Origin of the sequence: Pseudomonas fluorescens (assembly GCF_902497875.1) — a bacterium.
In the GTDB taxonomy this organism is placed as follows: Bacteria; Pseudomonadota; Gammaproteobacteria; order Pseudomonadales; family Pseudomonadaceae; genus Aquipseudomonas; species Aquipseudomonas fluorescens_BR.
Map to the genome: position 1 here is coordinate 26733 of NZ_CABVHY010000036.1, position 25953 is coordinate 52685.

Sequence of the window (25953 nt, forward strand, 5' to 3'; positions counted from 1 at the left end):
GCTCATCAAGCTTGTAATACTTTTAAGACACTAAACGGTACGCCCACGAGGGTCGATCTGTTGCACAATACGTCCCGAACCGTTTTGCCCAGGATGTTCAATGTTTAAATCACTCCACATGCGTTTCGCGGTAATGGCGCTTGTGATGGTCGGCGCTGCAGGTTGCTCGGAAAAGAAAGCCGCCATTTATGAGCATGAAGATTTTGCCGACTCCGGCACTTTCTCGCGCAATTATCCGGTCAGCGATGCCGCCACCTGCGAAGCTGCGCGCCGCGCCCTGCTGAGCCAGGGTTACATCATTACCAGCAGCGATCCGAAGTTGATCAGCGGTCACAAGAGCTTTCAGCAGACCGGCGATTCGCATATGGAGATCAGCTTCAACGTGGTCTGTGCCGAAGACGGCAGTGCCGGTCACCATGCGACGATGTTCGCCAATGCCTTGCAGGACCGCTATGCGCTGAAGAAGACCAACAATTCTGCCAGCCTCGGGGTCGGTGTATTGGGTTCGGTGTCGATGCCGATCGGTTCCTCCGACGATTCGATGGTCAAGGTCGCCAGCGAAACCGTGTCTTCAGCCAAGTTTTATGAGCGGTTCTTTGCGCTGGTCGAGTTGTTCTTGCCGCCAGAAGCCAAGAAAATCGCGCATATCACCGAGAAACCGAAGACTGTTCTGGGGGTGCCCGAAGCCCAGGCGGCACCAGCGCCGGCCCCCGAGCCCGAGCCTGCACCTACCGTACCAGAGCCTGGCGCCGCGCCCGCCGCACCCCCCACAGAACCGGCCAATATGATGCCCGCCGAAAATGCCCCTGCCTCTGAGCCAGTGGCACCTCCAGCTGACAACGCGCCGATTGCCCCTGAGGAGTCCGCGGAGCCGGCCTCGTCGAACGAATCCACTGCGCCACCCGCCAATCCGGATTCGCTGCCGCCGCCCACAGAACCCATTTCTTCGATGCCGGTTTCGGCTCAGTAAGCCGGGCTCAGACCGCTGCGGGATAATTGATCCCGTAACGGACCATCGCTCGCGGCACACCACGATGGGCGTTCAGCCCATCATCGGTTTACGCATTCAGCGCAGCCGGCACACTCCTGAAAATCGTTACAAAGCACGGCGGTAAATTCGTCGGGATCTGCTACGTTTAATTTTTAAGTGCCTTGACGTCATGACGACGTATTTTTTTCGTCACAAAGGCACTTTATGCTGAGGTCTGAGGTCATTTAATCAATCGGTTTCCACCGCACCCAAAAGGATTTCGCAATGGACGAATACCAAGAAGAGCTTCTGGAATATCAAGCATTCGAACTGGATCCGCTGGAGCCTGCAGAAGACGCTACCGAGCTGTAATGGCGGGAGAGTACTTCAGGCGGATTGCCGATGACTGCGGCGAAACTCGCCGGGGGTCTGGCCGTTCCAGCGTTTGAAGGCCCGTTGAAAGGCCTCGGCTGAGGCAAAACCCAGCAAGTAGGCGATCTCCCCGAACGCCAGTTCGGTATCGCGGATATAGGTCATGGCCAGATCACGGCGAGTGTCGTTGAGAATCGCGCGAAACTGCGTGCCTTCTTCGGTGAGCTTGCGACGCAAGGTCCAGGTTGGCAGTTTCAGGCGTGCCGCCACTTCTTCCAGGTCGGGTTCCCGACCGCCGTTGAGCAATGGCCCGAGCAGCTGAATGATGCGTTCACGCAGACTCCGGGTTCGGGTCAACAGCTCCAGTTCCCGTTCGCAGAGTTTGAGCAGCAGGCGCCAGGTGCTCGGGCAATGTTCGGGGTTGCGCAGCGCCAGGCTGGTCTGGCTCAGACGCAGCTGATTGTGCTCGGCGCCAAAATGGATCGGGCAATCACCCAGCACCTCATAACGTTCGCGGTAATCCGGTTCGGCGAACTCGATGTCGATCTGCTCGGCATGCAGCGCCTGGCCCAGGCTGGATAACTGCTGTAGCCAGCCGGCAATGATCGAGTCCACGACAAAACGGTTGTAGGCGTTGTAGGGACTGATGGAATAGAACCTCAGCCAGGCGCCTTGGGTATCTTCATGGAAACTCGATTGGCCGCGATAGTTCGAGCCGTACAGGGCTTCGAAGCGGATCAGGCAGCGCGCCGCTTCCCGCACCGTCGGTGCCTGGGCGGCCGTGACTCCGGCCAGGCCGGCCTGGCTGAGGCGGCTGAGCTGGCCCATGCGCAATCCCAAGGCGGGGTCGCCAGTCAGTTGAATGGCCGCATGACCGAGGCGCATGTAGCGCGGAATCGACAGCCGGGCGCCGGCCTCGGCCAGACGCGCCGGGTCAAGACCGTATTGGTCGAGCAGCTCCTGCGGGTCCAGGCCATGGCTGCGCACGGCGTCGGCGAGGCTATGGACAAAGCCGACCGACAGATCCCCGAGGCGCATCGGCAGCGGTTTCATCGGCTACAACCAGATGTTCAACAGGCGGGCGCCACGGGCATTGCCGTCGGCGATGGTTTGACCGTTGCTGCTGATAAAGCTCTGGCCGTCGCTGCCTTGATCCCAGAACTGACCGCGCAAGAACACACTCATACCCGCCAGGGCCTGACTGCTGGGAAGTTGGCTGATCAATGTCAGGCGATGCCAGGCCGCACCTTCACTGAGTTCGCCGGGCTTGAGACTGATTTCGCCGGGCGTCGACAGGCTTTTATAGCCGCGCCAGGGTTTATCCCAGGCGCCGCGGCCGATGACAGAGGCCGGAACCGCGATCAACTGCGCGCCCTGGTCGTTGAGTTTGCGGTAGTTGTCGGGGTACCAGCTGTCGCTGCCGATCAGCACCCCCAGGCGTCCGGCCGGGGTCTCGATGACGTTGATCGTCTGGTCGCTACTGGGCTGGATCGAACCCTGCTCATCGAAGTTTGGATACAGCTGGCGCTGCGGCTGGCCGATCGGCGCGCCATCGCTGCCGAACACCAGGGTGCTGTTGTACAGCACACCAGGCCCGACACTCAGCAGCCCGTCACTGACGCTGGGTTCTGGCAGCACGATCGAACCCGCTACCAGCGTCACGCCGAATTCCCTGGCCAGCCCGCCAAATAGCGCCTGGTAGTCCCTGGCCATGGTTTTGGCTTTCATGCGCAGGTGCGCATCGTCCAGGCGATTGTCACCTTTGGCGCTGAGCAGTGCCTTGGCAAATGCCAGCGGGTTGCTGACCGCCAGCCAGTTCATCGCTTCATCAAGGCTGGTGGCCTGATACACCTCGTTTTTCTCGCCACTGAGCATCAGCCAGGTGCCGATATGTTCTGGCAGCACAACGATGGTCTTGGCATTCAGCAAGTCTTGATCCCGGGCTTGCTGCAGATACGCGGCGAGCTTGCGATGCAGACGCTGGGGGCTTTGATAGTCGCTGGGGAACAGCTCGGGCTGGATGCCCAGCAGGTTGCCGCGGTCGGCACGAATGCCTTGGTCCACGGCGAGATTGATCCGCAAGTCCGAGAGGTAATGGCCGACGGGGCGTTCGGCGGTCCACATCGCATAGGTGGTGATGACGGCGATCAAGGCCATGGTAAAGGTGAAGCAGAGAAGTTTGCGCATGGGGAAACAATAAACGGCTGTGTGCAGGGTTCGCGACTAGGGTAGGGCCCATGCACGGGATTGCCAAGGGGCGCTGTGCATTTGGATCAATAAGTTGTCAGTTACGGTCATTGAGTGGCGGGGGGCGTGCTCTTAGTCTGTCGACATGACTGATGGGAGCCGCAGAGCTCCCGCACTTTTCCGTGATTACTTGTTGTGGAGTTACCGATGGCCGCCGCTCATTACCCGCACCTGTTGGCCCCGCTGGATCTGGGTTTTACCACCTTGCGCAACCGCACCCTGATGGGCTCGATGCACACTGGCCTGGAAGAAAAGCCCGGTGGTTTCGAGCGCATGGCGGCTTATTTCGCCGAGCGCGCCCTGGGCGGCGTCGGCCTGATGGTTACCGGCGGTATTGGTCCGAACGACGAGGGGGGGGTGTACTCGGGCGCGGCCAAGCTGACCACCGAGGAAGAGGCGCTGAAACACCGGATCGTGACCCGTGCGGTTCACGAAGCGGGCGGCAAGATCTGCATGCAGATCCTCCACGCCGGGCGTTATGCCTACAGCCCCAGGCAAGTAGCGCCAAGTGCCATCCAGGCGCCGATCAACCCGTTCAAGCCCAAAGAGCTGGATGAGGAAGGCATCGAGAAGCAGATCAGCGACTTCGTCACCTGTTCGACGCTGGCGCAACACGCCGAGTACGACGGCGTCGAAATCATGGGCTCCGAAGGTTATTTCATTAACCAGTTCCTCGCGGCGCATACCAACCATCGCACCGACCGCTGGGGTGGCAGCTACGAGAACCGTATGCGCCTGCCCGTGGAAATCGTCCGCCGTGTGCGTGAAGCGGTAGGGCCGAACTTCATCATCATTTATCGCTTGTCGATGCTCGATCTGGTGGAAGGCGGCAGTACCTGGGAAGAAATCGTCCAGCTGGCCAAGGCCATCGAGCAGGCCGGCGCGACCCTGATCAACACCGGAATCGGCTGGCATGAGGCGCGGATCCCGACCATCGCCACCAAAGTCCCGCGCGCTGCCTTCAGTAAGGTCACCGCGAAATTGCGTGGTTCGGTGAGCATTCCGCTGATCACCACCAACCGCATCAACACCCCGGAAGTCGCCGAGCAGATCCTCGCTGAAGGCGACGCCGACATGGTGTCGATGGCGCGGCCGTTCCTCGCCGACCCGGACTTCGTCAATAAGGCCGCGGCCGGACGTGGCGACGAAATCAACACCTGCATCGGTTGCAACCAGGCCTGCCTGGATCACACCTTCGGCGGCAAGTTGACCAGCTGCCTGGTGAACCCGCGGGCCTGCCATGAAACCGAACTGAATTACCTGCCGGTGCAGCAGATCAAGAAAATCGCCGTGGTCGGTGCCGGGCCTGCGGGGTTGTCGGCCGCTACCGTCGCCGCCGAGCGTGGGCATCAGGTGACTTTGTTCGATTCCGCCAGTGAGATCGGTGGCCAGTTCAACGTCGCCAAGCGTGTACCGGGCAAGGAAGAGTTTTTCGAAACCCTGCGTTACTTCAAACGCAAATTGCAGACCAGCCATGTCGAGTTGTGCCTGAACACTCGGGTCGATGTCGCGCAATTGTTGGCGGGCGGTTATGACGAGATTATCCTTGCGACCGGCATCGCCCCACGGCTGCCGGCTATTCCAGGGGTGGAACACGCCAAGGTCCTGAGCTACCTCGACGTGATCCTCGAGCGCAAGCCTGTGGGTAAAAGCGTGGCGGTGATCGGTGCGGGCGGTATCGGTTTCGACGTCTCGGAATTCCTGGTCCATCAAGGCGTATCCACCAGCCAGGACCGCGAGGCGTTCTGGAAGGAGTGGGGCATCGATACGCACCTTGAAGCGCGCGGCGGTGTTGCTGGTATCAAGGCTGAACCTCATGCGCCGGCGCGTGAGGTGTTCCTGCTGCAACGCAAGAAATCCAAGGTCGGCGACGGGTTGGGTAAAACCACCGGCTGGATTCATCGCACCGGTCTGAAAAACAAGCAGGTGCAGATGCTCAACAGCGTCGAATACCTGAAAATCGACGATGACGGTTTGCATATCCGCATGGGCGAAGCCGGCGAGCCGCAGGTGCTGGCGGTAGACAACATTGTGATCTGCGCCGGGCAAGACCCGCTGCGTGAATTGCATGAAGGCCTGGTGGCTGCCGGGCAGAACGTGCATCTGATTGGTGGAGCGGACGTGGCCGCTGAACTGGATGCCAAGCGGGCGATCAACCAGGGTTCGCGGTTAGCTGCCGAGCTGTAATCAACGCAATATTGCGACAACCACAAAACCCTGTGGCGAGGGGGCTTGCCCCCGCTCGGCTGCGAAGCAGTCGTAAAATCGGTGAATGCGGTGCCCCTGATACAACGCCTTTGCAGTTTTTATGGCCGCTGCGCGCCCCAGCGGGGGCAAGCCCCCTCGCCACAAGTATTCGCCAGACTTAACATCTACGCTAACTGACAGGCTTTGGGGCTTGCCCGCGAAGGCGTCCGATCAGTTGCTAGAATGCTGGCACTATTCTCGAAGCGCGCGGCACTGATGTCCTTCTTTCCCTCTACTGCCAAAGGTCGATCATGGGCTTGAATCCCTTTGACTGGCAGCCCCATGCCCCCCTCGAATCCCTTCATCTGGACTGGCTAACCCAAGCCAATATCCAGGTCGCCGTGCTGCGTCTGGACCGTATCGACCCACTGATCTCCGGCAACAAGTGGTTCAAGCTGATCGAGCATCTGGCTGCCGCCGATCTTGCCGGGGCCCGGGGCATCATCAGTCTGGGCGGCGCTCACTCCAATCATCTGCACGCGCTGGCAGCGGCGGGCAAGCGCTTCGGTTTTCCTGTCGTCGGCCTGTTGCGCGGTCATCCACAAGCAACCCCAACCCCGACTGTTCTGGATTTGCAGGCGTTCGGCATGCAGTTGCATTGGCTGGGGTATGGCGGCTATCGCGCGCGGCATGAACCCGGCTTCTGGCTGCCGTGGCAGGCGCAATACCCGCATTTGCATCCAGTGCCCGAAGGCGGTGGCGGTCTACCGGGTGCGCGCGGCTGCGCAGGATTGCTGGCCATGGCACGGGATCAACTGGGTGCACTGGGCTGGAACGGCTATGACGGCTGGTGGCTGGCCGCCGGGACCGGGACCACGCTGGCCGGGCTGGTGCTGGCCGAGGAAGGGGCGCATCCGGTCTATGGTGCCTTGGCGGTACCGGATGATCATGGAGTCGCTCGGCAGGTCGAGGCGATTATCCAGGAGGCGGGCTTGTGCCATCGCGCCTATGAGCTCTTCGATGGCAGTCGCGGCGGTTTCGCCAAAGTCGATCCGCAGTTACTTGAGTTCATCGAGCTAACTGAGCGGGTCGGCGGTGTGCCGCTTGAACCGCTGTACACCGGCAAGGCGCTGTTGGCGTTGAAACAGCAGATTGAAGCGGGACGCTTCGCTGCGGGCACTCGATTGATTTTCGTGCACACCGGCGGCTTACAGGGCCGCCGGGGTTTTGCAGAGACGGACCGGCACTAGCCGCGTTTGGGCAGCATCCGCACCAGCGTGTTATCGCCCATGAAGTAATGGTGGTACAGGCCGGCCAGCGCATGCAGGCCGATCAACCAGTAACCGATGGTGCCACCCAGTACGTGCCAGCCTTCGAGCTGCTTGGCAAAGTCCTTGTCCTGGTCGATCAGCAGCGGCAGGTCCACGCCGTAAAACATCACCTGGTGACCTTCGGCGCTGGTAATCAACCAACCGAGGATCGGCATGCTGATCATGAATATATACAGCGCCCAGTGCATCAAGGTCGCCAGCAGGGTTTGCCAGGTGGGCGGGGATGGCAGAATCTTTGGCGCAACGCTCAGGGACCGGGCGAGCAGCCGCAGCCAGACCAGTACGAAGACGGTCAGGCCGAGCATGAAGTGCGCTTCCTTGATCAGGGTCCGGCCGCCACTGCCCTTGGGAAAGATCCCGCGCAATTCGATACAGGCATACACCACCGCCAACAACACCAGCATCAGCCAATGCAAGGCAATCGACACCGTGCTGTAGCGCGAGTCGGAGTTTTTCCAGGGCATGTTTTTCTTCCTCATTGATCAGGTCTGGAGTCTCCATTCTTGTGCGACGGAGTCCCTTCACTGTAATCCCGTTCGTCCGGGTTTGCTTGAGGTAGATCAAGATTTTGTCGGGCCTGGAATGCTCTGGACCGGCCTTCCCGGACAAAAAAAGCGGCAGCCCCGTTCAAGGGCTGCCGCTTTTTTATAGCGTGATGGGCATCAGGCGCTTTGTGGCATCTCACCGTTGGCCAGGCGCTTGTTGATATCGGCGATGACTTCCGGCAGATCGGTGATGGTGTCGATCATGTAATGCGGGCGGGAGCCTGCGAACATGGCATGGATGCGTTTGCGTTCGCTGGCCAGTTCCTCGCTGCCCAAGGCGCGGTAGCCCTCATAGGTCAGACCCAGGGCGTTGCCCGAGCAAATCAGCGCCACGGTCCACATACCGGCGCGGCGACCTTCAAGAATCCCCGGGACGGTGTCGTCGATCTTGACGCAGGCGCCGACGTCGTCGATGCCCAGGGCGATCACGTTGGCCAGCGCCTGGGCTGGCCATGGGCGACCGTTCGGGACTTCATCGGTGGCGACCACATGATCGGCGACGTAGCCGTTGGTGGCGGCCAGTTCGACCACCTTGTCCATGACCTGCTTCGGATAACCGGAGCAGGAGCCGATCTTGATCCCTTGCTCGCGCAGCTTGGCGATGGTCTCCAGAGCGCCGGGGATCAGCGCCGAGTGCTCGGCGATTTTCTCGATCTGCAGGGGCATGAAGCGTTTGTAGATGGCGGTGACGTCATCGTCGGTCGGTGCACGGCCGAACACCTTGCGATAACGCTCGGCGACTTGCGGTTGGTCGCAGAGGGTGCGGATATGGTCCCACTTGCCCATGCCCATCGGGCCACGAGCCTCTTCAATGGACACCTGTACGTCGAACTCGGCGAAGGCTTCGACGAAAATCTGGGTCGGCGCGAATGAACCGAAATCGACCACGGTGCCGGCCCAGTCGAGGATGGCGGCTTGAAGTTGGGTTGGGTTGTTGTAGTTCATGTCTCTAATCCTGTGTCTGGGGAATGATGAATTACATGCCCGTAGCAGCTGGCGAGCAGCGCGAGCCTGCGTTCGGCTGCGAAGCAGTCGTAAATCAGCCGCCGCGGTGTTTCAGGTGGAACGAGCCGTATGGTTTTGCGGCCGCTTCGCAGCCGAACGCAGCCGAACGCAGCCTCGCAGGCTCGGCAGCTGCTACGGGGGGCGATCAGATCTCTAACACTTCCATCTCGCGCAGCACTTCAGCCACCGCAGCCACTGCCGCTTGCATCTCGGCTTCATTGACGTGGCCAATGCAGCCGACCCGGAAAGTTTCGACCTGGGTCAGCTTGCCGGGATACAGAATGAAACCCTTGGCCTTGACCCGTTCGTAGAACTCCTTGAACTGGTAACGCGGATCTTTCGGTGCATGGAAGGTGATGATGATCGGCGCCTGGATCGCCTCCGGCAGGAAGCTGCGCAAGCCGAGTTTGGCCATTCCATCGATCAGGACTTTGCAGTTGTCGGCGTAACGCTGATGCCGCGCCGGCAAACCGCCTTCTTCGCTGTATTGCAGCAGGGCTTCGTGCAGCGCCGCGACCACGTGGGTCGGCGGAGTGAAGCGCCACTGGCCGGTCTTGGCCATATAGGTGTGTTGATCAAACAGGTCCATCGCCAGCGAGTGGGAGTTGCCGGCCGACTCGGCCAACGCTTCTTTCCGAGCGAAGACGAAGCCCATCCCGGGTACGCCCTCCAGGCATTTGCCGGAGGCGGCGATCAGCGCATCGAACGGCACTTGCCGGGCATCGATCGGCAGTGCGCCGAAGGAGCTCATGGCGTCGATGATCAGGCGTTTACCGTGTTGGGCAATGACATGGGCGATTTCCGGCAGCGGATTGAGGATCCCGGTGCTGGTTTCGCAGTGGATCAGCGCAACGTGGGTAATGCTGGTATCGGCCCGCAGCAGGCGATCGACGTCGGCGGCGGTGGTCGGTTCGTCTTCGGCGGTTTCAAAGGTGCTGAACGAGCGACCGAGCACTTCGCAGATTTTCGCCAGGCGCTTGCCGTAGGCGCCGTTGATCAGCACCAGCACTTTACCGTCGCGGGGCACCAGAGTGCCGATGGCCGCTTCCACCGAGAAGGTGCCGCTGCCCTGCAAGGGCACGCAGTGGTGACTGTCGGCACCGTTGATGATCGTCAGCAGCTGCTCGCAAAGGCTGGCGGTCAATTGATTGAAGCGGTCATCCCATGACCCCCAGTCGACCATCATCGCCTGACGGGTGCGGGCCGACGTGGTCAATGGGCCGGGGGTGAGCAGGATGGGTTCGGCAGTACTCATTCTCGTGTCCTCGCAAGCAGTGGGATGAAGCTACTGGACATAAATTGCAGTTTGGCTTGTCATCAATCAAATTGTTTGTTGTTATGCCAGCCATCAGTGAGGCCGATAGATATGAACCTGTTCCAGCTCAGAGCGTTTGATGCCGTGGCCCGTGAAGGCAGCTTCACCCGGGCTGCCGAGCGGTTGTTCATCAGCCAGCCGGCGGTTACCGGGCATATCAAGGCGCTGGAGGAGCGCTACCAGATCACCTTGCTGCGGCGCACCGCGCGACGGGTGGAGCTGACGGAGGAGGGGACCAAGCTGGCAGCGATCACCCGGGCCATGTTCGGTCTGGCCGAAGAGGCCCAGGCAATGCTCGAGGCCAATCGGCAGTTGCTCACCGGGCGTCTGGAAGTCGCGGCGGATGGTCCGCACATGGTCATGCCGATGCTCGCCAACCTGCGGGCGAAGTACCCGGGAATTACCGTGAACCTGCGCCTGGGCAATGCCCAGGAGACCCTCGCGGCGTTGCTCTCGGAGCACGCGGATGTGGCGGTGCTGACGGAAGTGCAGCCGCGCAAAGGCCTGCATTTGCAACGGATGAGCGAGTCGAGGATCTGCGCCCTGGTGCCGGCCAATCATCCCTGGCTGGTAACGCCAGAGGGAATCGGCATCGAACAGTTGGACCAGGTGATCATGGTGCTGCGTGAGCCGGGTTCGATTACCCGCCGAACCTTTGACGAGGCTTGCAACCTGGTCAAGGTCAGCCCACGTGTGCTGCTGGAACTGGATAGCCGCGAGGCGGTGACCGAAGCGGTGGCGGCCGAGTTGGGCGTGGGCGTGGTCTCGTCGGTAGAAGTCAGCCACGATCCGCGGGTGGCCGCGGTGCCGATCATTGGCGAAGGGCTGGTCAACCGGCACATGATCGGCTGCATGGAACGACGCCGGGATTTGCGCCTGATTCAGGCATTTTTCGGGTTGGCGCCGGGGGGCGAGTCCGCCAGATAGACCGAGGTGTGGCCATCGTCGGAACGCCGCCCGGAGCAAGGCCGCACACACTGGATTTGCGTTGGACGAAAATTTTTGGCTGACAGAGATCTACTGTGGGAGCTTGCTGGGATAGCGGACTGTCAGATGCATCAATGTTGAATACCAAGCCCTCATCGCGAGCAAGCTCGCTCCCACATTTGGCCTTTGTCGTGCAGAAGATTTGTATAGGCAGGAGATCTACTGTGGGAGCGAGCTTGCTCGCGATGGGGCCAGTGAAACCTACACCAGACTCTCGCGAACCATCTCCAGAAAGGTCGCCACCACCCGCCTTGAACTCTGTTCACGCAAACACACCAGGGTCTCGGTCAACCGCCGTTTGCAATCGGTAATCGGCAGCGCACAGACTCGCGAGTCGGCGCCGAACTCGGCGGCCGAGACCACGCCCACACCAATCCCCACCACCACCGCCTCGCGCGCCGCTTCACGTCCTTCGACCTGAATCGCCGGTCGGATACGAAATCCGGCCTGGTGCATTTCTTCCTCCAGCGTCTGCCGGGTCACCGAGCCGACTTCCCGCAATACCAAGGGCGTGTCATCCAGGTCCGCCAGGCAGATTGATGTGCGGTTGGCCCATGGATGATTGCGTGAAACGAAGGCAACCATCGGGTCATTGCGCAGCGGCAGCGACAGCAACCGCTCGTCGTTGACTTCACGGCCGAGCAGGGCCAGGTCGGCCTGGTAGTTGAACAGCCGAAACAGCGATTCATCGGTGTTGCCGGTCTCGATCTTCACGCTGATGCCGGGGTAGTGCTCACAGAAACGGGCGATCTGCGGCAGCACATGAACCGGGGCATCCACGGCGAGGATCAGGCTGCCGGTCTGCAGGGCTTGAGAGTACTGCAGCAACTCCTGCGCCTCGGCTTCGACGACGAACAGACGCTGGGTGATGCTCAGTAAGCGTTCGCCCAGATCGGTCAGGCGCACCGAGCGTTTATTGCGATGGAACAGCAAAACCTCGAAGCGCTCCTCAAGCTTGCGCACCTGGTCGGAAATCGCTGGCTGAGTCAGGAACAAGCGTTCGGCGGCGCGGGTGAAGCTGCCATGGACGGCGACCGCGTGGAAGGCCTTGAGCTGGGCGTGAGATACCGACATCGGGGTTCCTCGTACAAGCTGAGCTTATATTTAAAATACGATAAATCGATTTCACTTATTAGTCAGTAATTGTTTTTATCCGCTTCAACCCCTGGGGACTGGCCGTTCGACAGTTCCCGGTGGCCATGAGCCTATGCGTGCATGGACAATCCCGACTACAGGGAACGGCAGGACTCATCTGACCGGTATCGCTCCTTCCGAGGAGTGATATCGCGGTGCTCAACAATAAAAATACAGGCGTTTTTTTCTAATTCTGCCGGCACACCCTGAGGTCAGAATCACAATGAACAAGCACATCGGCACCATCAAGCGTTGGCGCGTGCAGATTTTCGCCATCACCTGGCTGGCCTACGCGGCCTTCTATTTCACCCGCAAAGCTTTTTCCGTGGCCAAACTGGGGATCGGTGAAGACCCCAATTTTCATCTCGACAAAATGATGATGGCCAACCTCGACGGCGTCTACCTGGCGGCTTACGCGGTCGGTCAGTTCACCTGGGGGATTTTCGCCGACCGTTTCGGCCCGCGGGTCGTGGTGTTGGGCGGCTTGCTGATTTCTGCCGTGGCGGCGCTGGTCATGGGCAGTTTCGCGACGCTACCGATCTTCTTCACCTGTATGTTGATCCAGGGCTTGGCTCAGTCCACAGGCTGGTCGGGATTGTGCAAAAACGTCGGCAGCTTCTTTCCCGCCGAGCAGCGCGGGCGGGTTCTGGGCTTATGGAGTTCCAGCTACGCCTTTGGCGGACTGGTTGCATCGCCATTTGCTGGCTGGTGGGCCTACACGCTGATTGGTACCTGGCACGCCGCATTCATCTCCAGTGCGGCGGTGGTCGCGGTCGTTGCGGTTTTGTTCTTTGTTTTTCAGCGCAACAAGCCTGAAGACGTTGGTTTGCCCGCCGTGGAGCCCGAGCCGGAACTGACGGCTGAAGAGGCCGAGGCCCAGAGCAAAATCAGCGTCTGGGAGCCGTTGCGCGAGATTCTGCGTAACCGCACGGTGCTGACGCTTGGCCTGGCTTACTTTATGTTGAAACCGGCGCGCTACGCGATTCTGCTATGGGGGCCGGTGATTGTCTTCGAGCAAATGCCCTCGGTGGGCAAGGTCGGTGCGGCGATCATCCCGACTGCCTTTGAACTGGCGGGCTTGCTCGGGCCGATCATGATTGGCCTGGCATCGGACAAGTTGTTCGGTGCGCGACGAATGCCGGCCTGCGTGTTGAGCTTATTGGCACTGACCGTATCGCTGGTATTTTTCATGGGTGCCTTGCATACCGGCAGTGTATTGCTGGTAGTGGCCCTGCTGTTTTTCATGGGGCTGACCCTGTACGGACCCGACTCGATGATCAGCGGCGCGGCAGCGATCGACTTCGGTACCGCCAAGGCCGGCGCGACGGCCGCCGGCTTCGTCAATGGCTGCGGTTCGGTCGGAGCGATTCTCGGCGGGCTGCTGCCAGGTTACTTCGACACGGTCACGGTATTTATCGTCTTCGCCGGTTGCGCGATGTTCTCCGCACTGGTCCTGATTCCCCACTGGAACAGCCGCCCGGCGGGTCTCAAGCCCTATTGCGCCTTTGTCCCCAATCAGCCGATGGCGATCAAATCGCTGCGCACCTGAGCCCCTTTTCCAAACCTGTCCTGCCTGCCGTCGTGTCATGACGGCAGGTCAGGCTGTGGCCAATTGATCTGGAGATTTACCCCCCATGAGACCTTTCTGGCTGGAACAAGCCCTGAAGTATGATCCGTCAGCGTCTTGCGAGCCTTTGCAGGCTGATACCAGCACTGACGTCTGTATCGTCGGCGGTGGTTATACCGGGCTGTGGGCCGCGATCCGGCGCAAGGAACGCGCCGAAGATCACGGGCACCGTCCGCGGCACCTGGACGTGCGTCTGGCCCGGTTCGCCGCAGCGGCGGGCAAGGCCGACAAAGGCTGATTGCGGTTTCAGCGCCAACGGTCCTTGCCATTCACCAGCCAGTCGAAAAACAGACTCGATTCGATGCCGGCAGTGTGCGCCATGGACACCGTACCGGTGCTCATGAACGCCTGTCGTTGCTCGGTGGTCCAGTGGTGCTGAAGGTACTCGGCCAGCGCTACGCATTGTCCCGGGTACAGCAGGCAGAGCTGGTTCGGGGTTCGAATAAACTCCAGGGCCAATTGGCGCTTTTGTTCCGGGTTCAGGTCGAGGCTGCCCAAGTGCTGGCTTTTGCCTTCCATGAGGATGTCGTCGCGGCTCAGGCTGGCCAGGTCCTGCAGTCCTGGACGAGGCATGCGCACGATGTACCACTGGGTCTCGGGCAGGCGCTGGTCCGAAGCTGGCGGACGCTCGTACAAGTAGATATCAGCGTTCCACAGTTCGGGCTCGGCGGGTGTCGGTTCAGGCGCCGGTGGTAAATCCTGACCCGGTCCCTTTAAGTCGAACAGGGTTCCAGACAACGTGATATTGCTCGGGCTGAGGTGCAGCCGGTTACCGTTGGCGGTCAAGGTCAGCGCCTGGCTGTGCTGCACCTGCAGCGTTTGCCCAGGCTCGACCTGCACGCGGCGAGTCTGCTCTGCGAGTCGCTGCCCGTTGAGGTAAATACCGGGCAAGGCTGCCGCCGGGTCCGCCGCGGGCGCTGACAATGCAAGATTGCCAGCGCAGGGCCAGACGATTGGTTGGTCCGGGTCGCTGTCGATGAAGCTGACTAGCACTTCGCTGCCGGCCATGGGCAGTCTGCTCTGATCAGCGTGGCCACTGAACGGGTGATAAGCGAGCGGCATCCAGAGGCCGCTGTGCGGGTCATGGCTGTCCTGTCGCGCCCATGCCAGACGCACCTTGATCCGCCCTTGAGCATCTTGCGCTGCGGGCTGCCCATGGGAGCCGGCCACCCAGCCACGCTCATAGCCGGGCATGCAGGGTTTAGGGTGCTTGAGCGCCGGTCGGAAGGCCACGCACCAGGGAATAGCCTTGAACTGATTGCGATAACCCTCGGGCAGCGGCGCTGTCGCGGGGTTCGCCAGGTGTTCATCGCGCGACCCCTCGGCCACCTGCCACCCACACGGCTGCGAGGTCTCGGGTTTGAGTGCCGGCTGTTGCCACTGGTGGTGCACTTCGCTGAGCAACCATTGATCGTTGAACTGCGACATCGGATGGCCCAGTACCTGAAGGATCTGGCCGCTGTGCAGCCGCGGCTGATCGCTGTGACCGACGATGTGGCGGTGCTGGCTGCGCAGGCGCTCCAATGCGCGCCGACCTCGCTGGCTTGTATGCATTTGATCGGGTGCGAGTCGGTTGGCGGGGCCGTACATCTGGCCATGGGCTAGATGGGTTGCGCTCTGGTCGGCGACAGGGGTGTCGAACGACAGGATCGGACTGTGAAAACGCGTCGGTTGCGCCACCTCGGCAACATGCCATTCGGACAGCTGACTGATGGTCGGTTGGCCAGGTTGCTGTTCTGCGGGAGGACGATAAGGGGTGGCTACCGGCAGTTGTACAAATCCTTCGCTGTCATCGGCGAACACCAGCACATGCCGGTCGGTCTCGTGCTCGAAGTGGTAGTGGATACCTTCTTCTTCGCACAAACGTTGCAGGAAATACAGATCGCTTTCGTCGAACTGGATGCAAAAAGGCCGCAGCGGGTATTGGCCATAGGGCAGTTCGAAGCGATAGCTGCCGACTGGCAACCGATGTTCTTCGAGTAGCTGACGCAGAATCAGCGGCACGCTCAGGTCGTGGAACACCCGCCGGCAGGTGCGTTGTTCGAGCACTTGGAGATAGGGCGCCAAGGTGAGGCTGTAGCCGGTCTGGAGTGACCCGAGATGGTGTCTGCCGGCACGCTGGATGATGCCGTGGATGCCGCTGTCGTCTCCCAGGCGCAGGAATGCCGACTGTTGCAGCAAGGGTTCAAGGTCGGTTCCGGGGTTGCGGTCGACCAGCTCCATATCGAAACGAAAAGGCTCATTGAGTGCTTCGCGACCGGTGAAACGGGTCACCTGCAGGCTCCAGGAGCCTTCGCAGCTCGTCAGGGTAATGGGGGGTTGCAGGTCCTTGTGCATCTCATACGCTCTTGCCTTCGATCAGGAGGCAGAGGTTACGAAACGACAGCGGCGAATGGGTGGCCCAAGCGGCTTTTAGGAAAGCCCCTACGACATGAGGCGCAGAAGTCGATCAGTCACTCTACTTTTTGGTCGATTGGTAACTTTATGCCGTATAAACTTGCACAAAGCGTCGGCCAATAGATGTTTCGGCGCCACAGATCAAGAGAGTGAGTAATGGGCGCACAGTGGAAGGTTAAACACAAAGAAGCGGCATCCAATGCCAAGGGCAAGATCTTCGGCAAACTGGTGAAAGAGATCACCATTGCCGCGCGCAACGGCGCGGATACGGCGACTAACGCGCACCTGCGTCTGGTGGTGGAACAGGCGAAAAAAGCCTCGATGCCCCGCGAAACCCTGGAACGCGCGATCAAGAAAGGCTCGGGCCAACTGGGCGAAACCGTTCAGTACCATCGTGTCACATATGAAGGTTTCGCGCCGCATCAGGTCCCGCTCATCGTCGAGTGCGTCACCGACAATATCAACCGCACCGTCGCGGAAATTCGCGTGGCGTTCCGTAAGGGCCAGTTGGGTGCTTCGGGTTCGGTTGCCTGGGATTTCAACCATGTCGGCATGATCGAAGCGTCCCCTGACAGCCCTGATGCAGATCCGGAGATGGCGGCTATCGAGGCCGGCGCTCAGGACTTCGAAGCGGGCGAAGAAGAGGGTACGACGCTGTTCATTACCGAACCAGCCGACCTCGACGCGGTACAAAAGGCATTGCCGGAGCAGGGTTTTACCGTGCTGTCAGCCAAGCTGGGCTACCAGCCGAAAAACCCGGTCAGCGGTTTGAGCGACGCGCAAATGGAAGAAGTCGAAGCCTTCCTCGAAGGCCTCGACAACCACGATGACGTGCAGGACATGTTTGTCGGTCTGGCGGGTTAAGGGGCTTTCTGCAAGAGCTGCGTTGGCTGATAAAGATCGCAGCCTGCGGCAGCTCCTACGGGATTTTCGTTCATCCGATATCGCGGATGGACTCGATCCCTGTAGGAGCTGCCGCAGGCTGCGATCTTTTCAAGACACCGCCGATTCCCGCGCAACCTGCAACTCTTCGCCAATTTCTACAAACCCCGGTCGCGCCAGCACCTCTGGCTGACAGCAGTGCCTCTGCAAGGCTTCCAGCTGTTCACGGCTCTCGGCGCTCAATCCCGGCTCGATCCGCTCCAGCAATTCCCCCAGCAGAATCCCGAACGCCCGGACTTCTATGCGTTGCAGGGCGCGGCTCTCGACACTGTCTGATGCAGGGTGAAACGACGCTGCGCCGAAATCCCCCAATAGGCAGTCACCTTCTGTGTTCCACAGAATGTTGTGAGCGTAAAGATCGCCGTGGGTGATGCCCTGCTGGTGCAAGTGCGCGGCGACCGAGGCGATGCCGCAGGCGATTCGCAGCGCCACCGCAACGCTGAACCGGGTGCCGTCTTCATAGACGTCCCGGGTGCAGGAAGCAAGGCTCGGCAGCCCGGCCAGATTGCGGTAGCCGGGATCGATCAGTTGCATCACCAGCCCGGCCCGGGCCTGCGGATGCTCGACGACCCTGCCTTCGACCTTGATCAGATTGGCATGCTGGCCCGCGGTAATGCAGGCATTCATTTCATGCAGGGGTGAACCGTCACTGGTCATGCTGCCCTTGTAGAGCTTCACTGCAACCGTTCGCACAGGTGGCGACGGTTGTTCCCACAGTGCTTGATGAATGACCCCGGACGCGCCTTCACCCAGTGACTGTTGCAGTTGCAGCTGCGACCAGGGAATGTTCGGGGTGGCGTCCAGCGCTGCCAGGTCAATCGCGGATTCCATAGGATTGCCGGCATATGCCAGCCACGTCAGCCGTGGCAGCGACAACAGCCACTGTGGCAGCTCGGTCAGGCGGTTGGCGGCGATCCTGATCAGCTCAAGCTGATGGCACTGGCTCAGGCTTGCCGGCAGTTGCTGCAAGTGGTTGCCCGCGAGCATGAGCTTTTGCAAATGCACTCTTTCGCCCAGCTCGGCAGGTAGCTCATCGATGCAGTTATCGGTCAGGATCAGCCAGCGCAGCAACGGCGGCAACGCGCTGGCGTGGACGTGCTCGATGCGGTTGGCCTTGAAGCCGACCATGCTCAGTTGCGCGCATTGGCCGAGACAGCCCGGCAGCTCGGTGAATTGATTGTCCGAGCAGAACAGCACCCGTAACTGCGTCAACCGATGCAGGTCGTCCGGCAGTGTACTCAAGGCATTGCCACTGAGGTTCAGCACCTCGAGGGAGTCCGCCAGTTCGAAGATCTCGGCTGGAAACTCCGTCAGCCCACAGGCCAGATCCAGGCGTTTGGCTCCGGCAAGGTGGCCGGCCCGCAGTCGCGCAAGGGTATCCATAAACAGTTTCATCGCCTGGAAAGAGGAGGGCGCGTCATGATAGCGACAATGGGGTCCGGGCTCGATGGTTTATGCCGTCGGGCCAATCTCGATCAGCTGCCCCAGGCGACTGCGGGTTCGCGCAAGGTCGATGGCTTCAAAGCCCAGGTGCTCGCGCAGAGGCCTTTCTCCCAGCAACAGCAGGCGTTTATCCTGGTCATACAGCACGTCGATCAGATTGATAAAGCGTTGCTGGGTGGCCGTCGAGCAGTGCGCAAGATCGGGCAGCCCATCGATGATCCAGGTGTCAAAGCGCCGGCACAGTTCCAGGTAGTCCATGACGGCAGTGGGTTGCTCGCAAAGGTTTAACCAAAGGAGCGCTGGCTCGGCCAATGATCTTCAACGGACAGCCTGTTGAAAGCAGGCGCAAAGCGACTGGCCTCTGAATCGGTTGATCAGAGGCTGATGCAGATTTAAGTATTTTTAGCGCAGAGCTGATTCGCTGTCAGAGCAGGGCGCTCTGTTGAGTGTTGCCGGCGAATCAGTGCAGGAAGATGGCTCCACGACCTGGACTCGAATAGAAAAATAAGCATTTGTTCTACAATGAAATTATTCTGTTTTTTAGTATATATATCCCTACGATTATCCTAATCCAGCCCGTATTTTATTGGAGTTCTTTCGATATCCCTGGATCAGGAAAAAACATTCGAGTTTCCGCTCTTTTTGAGACAACGCGAGCATCTGAGTCATCTCGCTGCCAACCGTCGCCCAATGCTTTGAACGTGGCCACTGCAGCGCGAGCCGATTCAGTTTGTGCCTGGGCTCTGCCATCAGATGCCGCTAGGAGATGTTCATCGGCATCCAGCACTTCGATCAAGCTGACCACGCCTTTTTCATAGGCGGCAAACGATGTCGCTCTGGCTTTCGCATACGCCGACTCGCCCTGGGCGAGCTGGGTCGATTGTTGCTCGCGGTTGATCCGTGCCGAAACAGCGCTTTCCACATCTTCGCAGGCCCGCAGAACGGACTGGCGGTAAGCGGCCAAGACTTCGGCTTCCTGGCCCTTTGCCAAATCAATCTGGGCGTTGATGCGGCCAAAATCGAACAGCCGCCAGCGTAATCCCAGTGCCGCCGAAGCCTGACTGGCGCCGTTGCTGAATAGGTTTGCGCTGGATACCGATGTAGCACTGCCGAGCAGCGCAGCCACAGACAGTTTGGGGTAGTACTCGGACATGGCTTCGCCGATGCGCGCGCTGGATGCCGCAAGACGGCGCTCCGCGACGATCAAGTCTGGACGCCGACGCAGCAGGTCGGCTGGAGCGCCCATGTCCGAGAGGCCTGGCACCTCAGGGATGGGCGCCAGCTTAGTCAACTGCGCGCTGTAAGTGCCGGGCGCCTTGCCCAACATGACATCCAGCGCATTCATTGCCGTGTCAATGCCTGCTTGCAGTACCGGCACGGTGGCCTGCGCTTGGTTCAGCGCGCCTTGGGTCTGGTTCAACTGCAGTTCAGCCGCCAGGCCTTTTGCGTAGAGATGTTCGATGGTGGTGAGCAGTTGTTGTCGTGTGTCTACTTGCTGCCGGGCAATTTCCAGGCGTGCTTGCAGGCCACGGATGCTGATGTAAAGGTCGGCTGTTTGCGCGACCACTGCCAGGCGTGTGGCAATCGCTCCGGCTTGCGAGGCCTGATAATCGGCGAAGGCCGCTTCTTTACCTCGGCGCAGCCCGCCAAACACATCCAGCTCCCAGCCGGTATTCAAGTTCGCCTCATAGGCACTGCCGTAGCGATTATAGGAAGGGTCTGAATTCAGCACTTGGCCCAACGGCGTCTCCAATGACTGACGGGCTCGGGCCGCTTGACCATTGACGGTAGCCGACGGCAGGAGGGCTGCGTTAGCTGCGCCCAAACCGGCGCGAGCCTGCTCGATCCTTGCGTTTGCCTGGGCTAAATCGAGGTTCTGTTCAAGTGCTCGATTTATCAGCTGACTGAGTATTGGGTCATTAAATGCGTTCCACCAAGCGGCGAGATCGTCATTTGCGGCGCCCAGTTGTCGTGCCTTGGACGTTTGCGCGGAGAAATGCTCGGGCAATTCCACACGGGGTTTTGAGTAGTCGGGGCCCACTGCGCAACCTGCAACCATACCCAAACACAGCAAAACGGCGAAACGAGGAGGAGGGTGCATGTGATACCTGCGAAAGGGTCGGTTTGTGACGATATTACAATTTGGTCACAAGTTGTCAACCACCTTTGGGATGAGTAAGCTGCTCGCATGAATCAGCCATCAGTTTCTTCGCCCAGCGCCCGTGGCCCAGCCGATCACGACATTCGAGACCAGATTGTCGCGGCGGCCAACGAACATTTCAGTCAATACGGTTATGGCAAAACAACGGTTTCTGACCTAGCCAAGGCCATCGGCTTTTCCAAGGCTTACATCTACAAATTCTTTGAATCCAAGCAGGCGATTGGTGAAGCAATCTGTACAAATTGCCTGACTGAAATCGTTGCGGCAGTGGAGCAAGCCATCAATGTAGACGGCATCTCGCCGACTGAACGTTTTCGGCGCCTGGTCAAAACCCTAATCGCTACAGGTGTGAGCCTGTTCTTTAACGACCGTAAACTCTACGACATCGCAGCGTTCGCCGCGTCGGAGCGATGGCCCAGCTCACAAGTCTATGACGCTCAGATCAAGAGCTTCGTGTTGCAAATCGTGCGTGAGGGGCGAGAGCTCGGTGAGTTTGAACGCAAGACTCCGCTGGACGAGACGGTAGAGGCGATTCATCTCGCTCTGCGGCCCTTCATCAATCCTCTGCTATTGCAGTACAACCTCGATTTTGTTGAAGAAGCCCCTTCTCTCATCTCCAATCTTGTTCTGCGCAGCCTGATGCCTTAAACCTCTGCTGACGGATGCGCTGCGCATCCGTATTAGCGTGTGCGCCTGAAAAAACTAGATATCGAGCCTCTTTGCTCTGCTCTGATCAAGTGGGCGATGTTCATTCGTCTCGGTAGTGACTATTGACATAAATGGTCACTTGAATAAGCATGGTGCATCCGCTACCGAGAGGTCTTTATGATCCGCCGCCACCGCATGTCAGCCATTTTCATTGTCTTGTTGCCGTTTGCCCTAGCGGCCTGCAACGAGGCCACGCCTGCCGATCCTCGCCTTCAAGTGCCCTTGGTGCGCATCGGCGTGGTTCAACCCTCCGCGCCTGCGGCACGGGTATTCACCGGTATCGTCGCGGCCCGAGTTCAGAGCGATCTCGGTTTTCGGGTGCCTGGGAAGGTCTTGGAGCGTTTGGTGGATGCTGGACAGAGTGTCAAGCGCGGGCAGCCACTTATGCGAATCGATGCCAACGACCTGACGCTGACCGCGCGGGCACAGCAGGAAGCGGTACTGGCCGCCATGGCCCGAGCTCGGCAGGCCTCCGATGACGAGCTTCGCTACCGTGATCTGGTGTCCGTCGGAGCGGTATCTGCTTCAGCTTACGCAGGGTTCAAAGCAGCTGCCGATTCGGCGAAAGCCCAACTCAACGCTGCCCAGGCCCAGGCTGATGTGGCGAAAAACGCGACCGGTTATTCGACGTTGCTGGCGGATGCTGACGGGGTGGTAGTGGATACCTTGGCGGAGCCGGGGCAGGTAGTTGGCGCAGGGCAGGTGGTGGTACGCGTTGCCCATTCAGGGCAGCGCGAGGCCGTGATCCAGTTACCCGAGACGCTACGTCCTGCGCTGGGCTCGGCGGCGACGGTTGAGCTATACGGTCAGCACCAGACTGCAGGTAAAGCGCGTTTACGCCAGTTGTCCGACTCTGCCGACCGACAGACCCGAACGTTTGAAGCGCGTTATGTGCTGGAGGGGGCACTCTCCAACGCCACCCTGGGTTCGACGATATCAGTGGTTATCGCTGACACGGATGTTGCTGATGCCAAGGAATTACAGGTGCCCATGGGGGCACTCTACGACGCCGGTAAAGGCCCGGGGGTCTGGGTGGTGGGCGGGGAAGCTGAGCAGGTGGCATGGCGCCCGATCAAGGTTCGCGGCCTGAATAATGAGGCCAGCGTGCGCGTGACGGGGGATCTGCAGGTGGGTGATCGAGTTGTCGCATTGGGTGCTCACTTGCTGAGCGAGGGAGAGAAGGTCAGGACTGAACTCGCCGATGCTCCGCAAAATGCAGTGGTTGAGGTAAGTCGATGAGCGGCTTCAATCTTTCGGCGCTGGCCGTACGCGAGCGCTCAATCACCCTGTTTTTGATCCTGCTGATTTCTGTGGGTGGGTTGTACGCCTTCTTCAAACTGGGGCGTGCGGAAGATCCCGCATTCACCATTAAACAAATGACGGTGGTCACCGCCTGGCCTGGGGCGACAGCCCAGGAGATGCAAGACCAGGTGGTAGAAAAGCTGGAAAAACGCATGCAGGAACTGCGTTGGTACGATCGGACCGAGACCTTCACCCGGCCCGGCTTGGCATTCACTACGGTGTACCTGCTCGACAGCACGCCGCCCTCAGCCGTCCAGGAGGAGTTTTACCAGGCGCGCAAGAAAATCCTGGATGAGCAGAAGGGGTTGCCGTCTGGGGTGATCGGCCCGATGGTCAATGATGAGTATTCCGATGTCACCTTCGCGCTCTATGCGCTCAAGGCCAAGGGCGAGCCCCAACGTCTGTTGGTGCGCGAAGCCGAGAGCTTGCGCCAGCGTCTGCTGCATGTGGCGGGTGTGAAGAAGGTCAACATCATCGGTGAACAGGCCGAGCGCATTTTTGTCGAGCTGTCCTACGAGCGTTTGGCGACACTGGGCATTTCCGCACGAGACATCTTCAGTGCGTTGAACACGCAAAACATGATAACCCCGGCAGGTTCGGTAGAAGCGAAGGGCCCACAGGTTTTCATCCGCCTGGATGGCGCGTTTGATGACCTGCAGAAGATTCGTAATACCCCACTGACGGTGCAAGGCAGAACCCTCAAGTTGTCCGATGTGGCTGAGGTCAAGCGTGGTTATGAGGACCCCGCGACGTTCCTGGTACGCAACAACGGCGAGCCGGCACTGTTGCTCGGCGTGGTCATGCGCGACGGCTGGAACGGCCTGGATTTGGGGAAGTCGCTTGACGCTGAGGCCACAGCGATCAACGAGCAGATGCCTTTGGGCATGAGCCTGACCAAGGTCACGGATCAGGCAGTGAATATTGGCGCCTCCGTCAACGAGTTCATGGTGAAGTTTTTTGCTGCCTTGGGCGTGGTGCTGCTGGTGTGTTTTCTCAGCATGGGCTGGCGTGTCGGCGTTGTGGTTGCCGCGGCGGTGCCGCTGACCCTGGCGGCCGTGTTCATTGTCATGGCGGCCACGGGCAAAGACTTTGATCGAATTACCCTGGGCTCGTTGATTCTGGCGCTGGGACTGCTGGTGGACGATGCAATCATTGCCATTGAAATGATGGTGGTGAAGATGGAGGAGGGCTACGACCGAATCAAGGCCTCCGCTTATGCCTGGAGCCACACGGCCGCGCCGATGTTGTCGGGAACGTTGGTGACGGCGATCGGCTTTATGCCCAACGGTTTTGCCAAGTCGACCGCTGGTGAGTACACCGCGAACATGTTCTGGATCGTTGGCATCGCGCTGATCACTTCCTGGGTGGTGGCCGTGGTGTTTACACCTTACCTGGGCGTCAAACTGCTGCCGCAGATCAAGGTGCCTGAAGGCGGGCATACGGCGATTTACGGTACACCGAACTACCAGCGTTTCAGGCGCCTGCTGGGCAGTGTGATCCGCCGCAAAGGCCTGGTGGCGACATCCGTCGTGGGCTTGTTTGTTGTTGCGATTTTGGGCATGGGCGTGGTCAACAAGCAGTTCTTCCCCACGTCCGACCGACCTGAGGTGCTGGTTGAGGTGCAGATGCCTTACGGCACCTCTATCGAACAGACTGATGTGGCGGCGGCCAAGGTCGAGGCGTGGTTGGCTCAGCAGCCGGAGGCCAAGATCGTCACTGCTTACATTGGCCAGGGCGCGCCGCGCTTCTACTTGGCGATGGCCCCTGAACTACCCGATCCATCCTTCGCAAAAATCGTCGTCCTGACCGCGAATCAGCAAGAGCGTGAGGCGCTCAAACTCCGCCTCAGACAAGCGGCGGCCGATGGCTTGGCGCCTGAAGCTCGGGTGCGGGTGACGCAGTTGGTATTTGGTCCTTATTCACCGTATCCGGTGGCCTTTCGGGTGATGGGCGCCGACCCCGCGGTGTTACGAGATATCGCCGCGCAGGTGCGTGCGGTCATGAGCGTCAGCCCCCTGATGAGGACCGTCAACACCGACTTAGGCGAGCGCGCACCGGCACTTCATCTCACGCTGGATCAGGATCGCCTGCAAGCATTCGGCTTGACCTCGACCGATGTCGCGCAACAGCTGCAATTCCTGCTTACGGGGGTGCCTGTCACCGAGGTGCGTGAGGACATTCGTTCGGTTCAGGTGGTGGCTCGCTCGGCGGGTGAAACGCGTCTGGATCCGTCGAAAATTGCCGCCTTCACGCTGACCGGCGTCCAAGGCCAGCGCGTGTCGCTGTCCCAGGTAGGGGCGGTGGATGTGCGCATGGAGGAGCCCATCCTGCGGCGTCGTGATCGGACGCCGACCATCACCGTGCGCGGTGACGTGGCTGAAGGTCGTCAGCCTCCCGATGTATCCAACGCCTTGATAACGCAGTTGCAACCCATCATCGAAAAGCTGCCGGCGGGCTACCGCATTGAGTTTGCCGGCGCGATCGAGGAGTCGGGTAAAGCAAACAAGGCATTGCTGCCGTTGTTCCCGATCATGATCGCGCTGATGTTGCTGACCATCATCATTCAGGTGCGCTCGATGTCGGCAATGATGATGGTGTTCGCCACCGCGCCTTTGGGCCTGATTGGTGTGGTGCCAATTCTGCTGCTGTTCCAGCAGCCGTTCGGGATCAACGCCTTGGTGGGATTGATTGCCTTGTCAGGGATTCTGATGCGCAACACGCTGATCCTCATTGGCCAGATTCACTCTAATAAGCAAGCCGGTCTGTCGCCTTATGACGCAGTGGTCGAAGCCACTGTGCAGCGTGCACGGCCAGTGATTCTCACGGCGTTGGCGGCGATGCTGGCGTTCATTCCGCTGACCCATTCGGTGTTCTGGGGAACGCTGGCGTACACCCTGATTGGCGGTACGTTTGCCGGCACAGTACTGACCCTGGTGTTCCTGCCAGCGATGTACGCCCTCTGGTTCAAGATCAAGCCTGAGCCCGCGCATGAGCTTGCAGCGAACACTCATGTTGCTTGATACCTGCGTGCCTGGATCGTCTCAAAAAGGAAAATCGATATGAGCTCGTTGGCCCGGATTACTCAGCAGTTTGATCCCGCTGCGCCCTTCGAGGCTCCGGCCAACTGGCTCCAGGGAAGAACGGTGTTTGGCGGGCTATCTGCAGCCCTGTCATTGCAGACGGTGTTGCTTGAGGCATGGCCGTATTTACCGGCATTCAAGTCCGCGCAGGTCTCATTTATAGGCCGATTCCAGTGGGTGGTTCATAGGTGCGCAACCTG

At 59.9% G+C, this 25953-nt stretch carries 18 protein-coding genes and 3 pseudogenes; 11 read left to right on the top strand and 10 right to left on the bottom strand.

Annotated features, from left to right (window positions below; all coding sequences use genetic code 11):
- Nucleotides 1-100 precede the first annotated feature (100 nt).
- Nucleotides 101-970 (top strand): DUF2242 domain-containing protein, encoded by an 870-nt coding sequence (locus F8N85_RS28230; RefSeq protein WP_150806769.1) that lies wholly within the window; start codon nucleotides 101-103, stop codon nucleotides 968-970.
- Between the two features lie 387 nt (nucleotides 971-1357).
- On the opposite strand, the gene F8N85_RS28235 is transcribed toward F8N85_RS28230, so the two are convergent.
- Entirely contained in the window at nucleotides 1358-2395 is a 1038-nt protein-coding gene (locus F8N85_RS28235; protein WP_150806770.1) for an AraC family transcriptional regulator, read from the bottom strand.
- Between the two features lie 3 nt (nucleotides 2396-2398).
- Complete coding sequence (locus tag F8N85_RS28240) at nucleotides 2399-3529, bottom strand: nitrilase-related carbon-nitrogen hydrolase (RefSeq protein WP_150806771.1); 1131 nt, start codon at nucleotides 3527-3529, stop codon at nucleotides 2399-2401.
- Between the two features lie 207 nt (nucleotides 3530-3736).
- Between F8N85_RS28240 and F8N85_RS28245 the strand changes: the two genes are divergently transcribed.
- Entirely contained in the window at nucleotides 3737-5776 is a 2040-nt protein-coding gene (locus tag F8N85_RS28245) for an NADPH-dependent 2,4-dienoyl-CoA reductase (protein WP_150806772.1), read from the top strand.
- Between the two features lie 311 nt (nucleotides 5777-6087).
- Nucleotides 6088-7026, top strand: a complete 939-nt coding sequence (locus F8N85_RS28250) for a 1-aminocyclopropane-1-carboxylate deaminase/D-cysteine desulfhydrase (RefSeq protein WP_150806773.1) — start codon at nucleotides 6088-6090, stop codon at nucleotides 7024-7026.
- Here F8N85_RS28250 and F8N85_RS28255 read toward each other — a convergent pair.
- The 3 genes from F8N85_RS28255 to F8N85_RS28265 form a co-directional block, all read right to left on the bottom strand.
- A complete protein-coding gene (locus F8N85_RS28255) occupies nucleotides 7023-7571 on the bottom strand; it encodes a cytochrome b (protein ID WP_150806774.1) in 549 nt (182 codons plus the stop codon). The genes F8N85_RS28250 and F8N85_RS28255 overlap by 4 nt on opposite strands.
- A 198-nt stretch (nucleotides 7572-7769) precedes the next feature.
- Complete coding sequence (gene phnX, locus F8N85_RS28260; protein ID WP_150806775.1) at nucleotides 7770-8597, bottom strand: phosphonoacetaldehyde hydrolase; 828 nt, start codon at nucleotides 8595-8597, stop codon at nucleotides 7770-7772.
- A gap of 205 nt (nucleotides 8598-8802) precedes the next feature.
- Nucleotides 8803-9912 (bottom strand): 2-aminoethylphosphonate--pyruvate transaminase, encoded by a 1110-nt coding sequence (locus F8N85_RS28265; protein ID WP_150806776.1) that lies wholly within the window; start codon nucleotides 9910-9912, stop codon nucleotides 8803-8805.
- 111 nt (nucleotides 9913-10023) lie between these two features.
- Between F8N85_RS28265 and F8N85_RS28270 the strand changes: the two genes are divergently transcribed.
- Nucleotides 10024-10899: a LysR substrate-binding domain-containing protein gene (locus F8N85_RS28270; protein ID WP_150806777.1), complete on the top strand. Its 876-nt coding sequence runs from the start codon at nucleotides 10024-10026 to the stop codon at nucleotides 10897-10899.
- A gap of 261 nt (nucleotides 10900-11160) precedes the next feature.
- Here the strand turns inward: F8N85_RS28270 and F8N85_RS28275 are convergent, their stop codons facing one another.
- Nucleotides 11161-12033: a LysR family transcriptional regulator gene (locus tag F8N85_RS28275; protein WP_150806778.1), complete on the bottom strand. Its 873-nt coding sequence runs from the start codon at nucleotides 12031-12033 to the stop codon at nucleotides 11161-11163.
- A gap of 283 nt (nucleotides 12034-12316) precedes the next feature.
- On the opposite strand from F8N85_RS28275, the gene F8N85_RS28280 reads away from it, so the two are divergent.
- The 3 genes and pseudogenes from F8N85_RS28280 to F8N85_RS35895 form a co-directional block, all read left to right on the top strand.
- Entirely contained in the window at nucleotides 12317-13642 is a 1326-nt protein-coding gene (locus tag F8N85_RS28280; RefSeq protein ID WP_150806779.1) for an MFS transporter, read from the top strand.
- A gap of 85 nt (nucleotides 13643-13727) precedes the next feature.
- Nucleotides 13728-13868, top strand: a pseudogene (locus tag F8N85_RS35220) (FAD-dependent oxidoreductase); the annotation flags it as partial.
- Nucleotides 13851-13958: pseudogene (locus F8N85_RS35895) on the top strand (hypothetical protein); the annotation flags it as partial. The pseudogenes F8N85_RS35220 and F8N85_RS35895, both read left to right, overlap by 18 nt.
- Before the next feature lie 8 nt (nucleotides 13959-13966).
- Here the strand turns inward: F8N85_RS35895 and F8N85_RS28290 are convergent.
- Entirely contained in the window at nucleotides 13967-16057 is a 2091-nt protein-coding gene (locus F8N85_RS28290; RefSeq protein WP_150806780.1) for a type VI secretion system Vgr family protein, read from the bottom strand.
- 216 nt (nucleotides 16058-16273) lie between these two features.
- Here F8N85_RS28290 and F8N85_RS28295 point away from each other — a divergent pair, with 216 nt between their 5' ends.
- A complete protein-coding gene (locus F8N85_RS28295; protein WP_150806781.1) occupies nucleotides 16274-16981 on the top strand; it encodes a YebC/PmpR family DNA-binding transcriptional regulator in 708 nt (235 codons plus the stop codon).
- A gap of 129 nt (nucleotides 16982-17110) precedes the next feature.
- On the opposite strand, the gene F8N85_RS28300 is transcribed toward F8N85_RS28295, so the two are convergent.
- The 3 genes and pseudogenes from F8N85_RS28300 to F8N85_RS28310 all read right to left on the bottom strand — a co-directional run bounded on the left by F8N85_RS28300 (nucleotide 17111) and on the right by F8N85_RS28310 (nucleotide 20603).
- Nucleotides 17111-18442, bottom strand: coding sequence for a leucine-rich repeat-containing protein kinase family protein (locus F8N85_RS28300; RefSeq protein ID WP_150806782.1), 1332 nt, complete (start codon nucleotides 18440-18442; stop codon nucleotides 17111-17113).
- Between the two features lie 69 nt (nucleotides 18443-18511).
- Nucleotides 18512-18787 (bottom strand): annotated as a pseudogene (zapE, locus tag F8N85_RS28305) (AFG1/ZapE family ATPase); the annotation flags it as partial.
- A gap of 298 nt (nucleotides 18788-19085) precedes the next feature.
- Nucleotides 19086-20603 carry an efflux transporter outer membrane subunit gene (locus F8N85_RS28310; protein WP_150806783.1) on the bottom strand — a complete coding sequence of 506 codons (1518 nt, stop codon included), beginning with the start codon at nucleotides 20601-20603 and terminating at the stop codon, nucleotides 19086-19088.
- 87 nt (nucleotides 20604-20690) lie between these two features.
- Between F8N85_RS28310 and F8N85_RS28315 the strand changes: the two genes are divergently transcribed.
- The 3 genes from F8N85_RS28315 (at nucleotide 20691) to F8N85_RS28325 (ending at nucleotide 25693) form a co-directional block, all read left to right on the top strand.
- The gene (locus F8N85_RS28315; protein ID WP_030132395.1) at nucleotides 20691-21311 is read left to right on the top strand and encodes a TetR/AcrR family transcriptional regulator; all 621 of its coding nucleotides are present in this window, start codon (nucleotides 20691-20693) and stop codon (nucleotides 21309-21311) included.
- Nucleotides 21312-21488: 177 nt separating this feature from the next.
- On the top strand, nucleotides 21489-22610 hold the full coding sequence (locus F8N85_RS28320; protein WP_150806784.1) for an efflux RND transporter periplasmic adaptor subunit: 1122 nt from the start codon (nucleotides 21489-21491) through the stop codon (nucleotides 22608-22610).
- Nucleotides 22607-25693, top strand: coding sequence for an efflux RND transporter permease subunit (locus F8N85_RS28325; RefSeq protein WP_150806785.1), 3087 nt, complete (start codon nucleotides 22607-22609; stop codon nucleotides 25691-25693). Before F8N85_RS28320 ends, F8N85_RS28325 begins: the two co-directional genes overlap by 4 nt.
- Nucleotides 25694-25953: the final 260 nt, after the last annotated feature.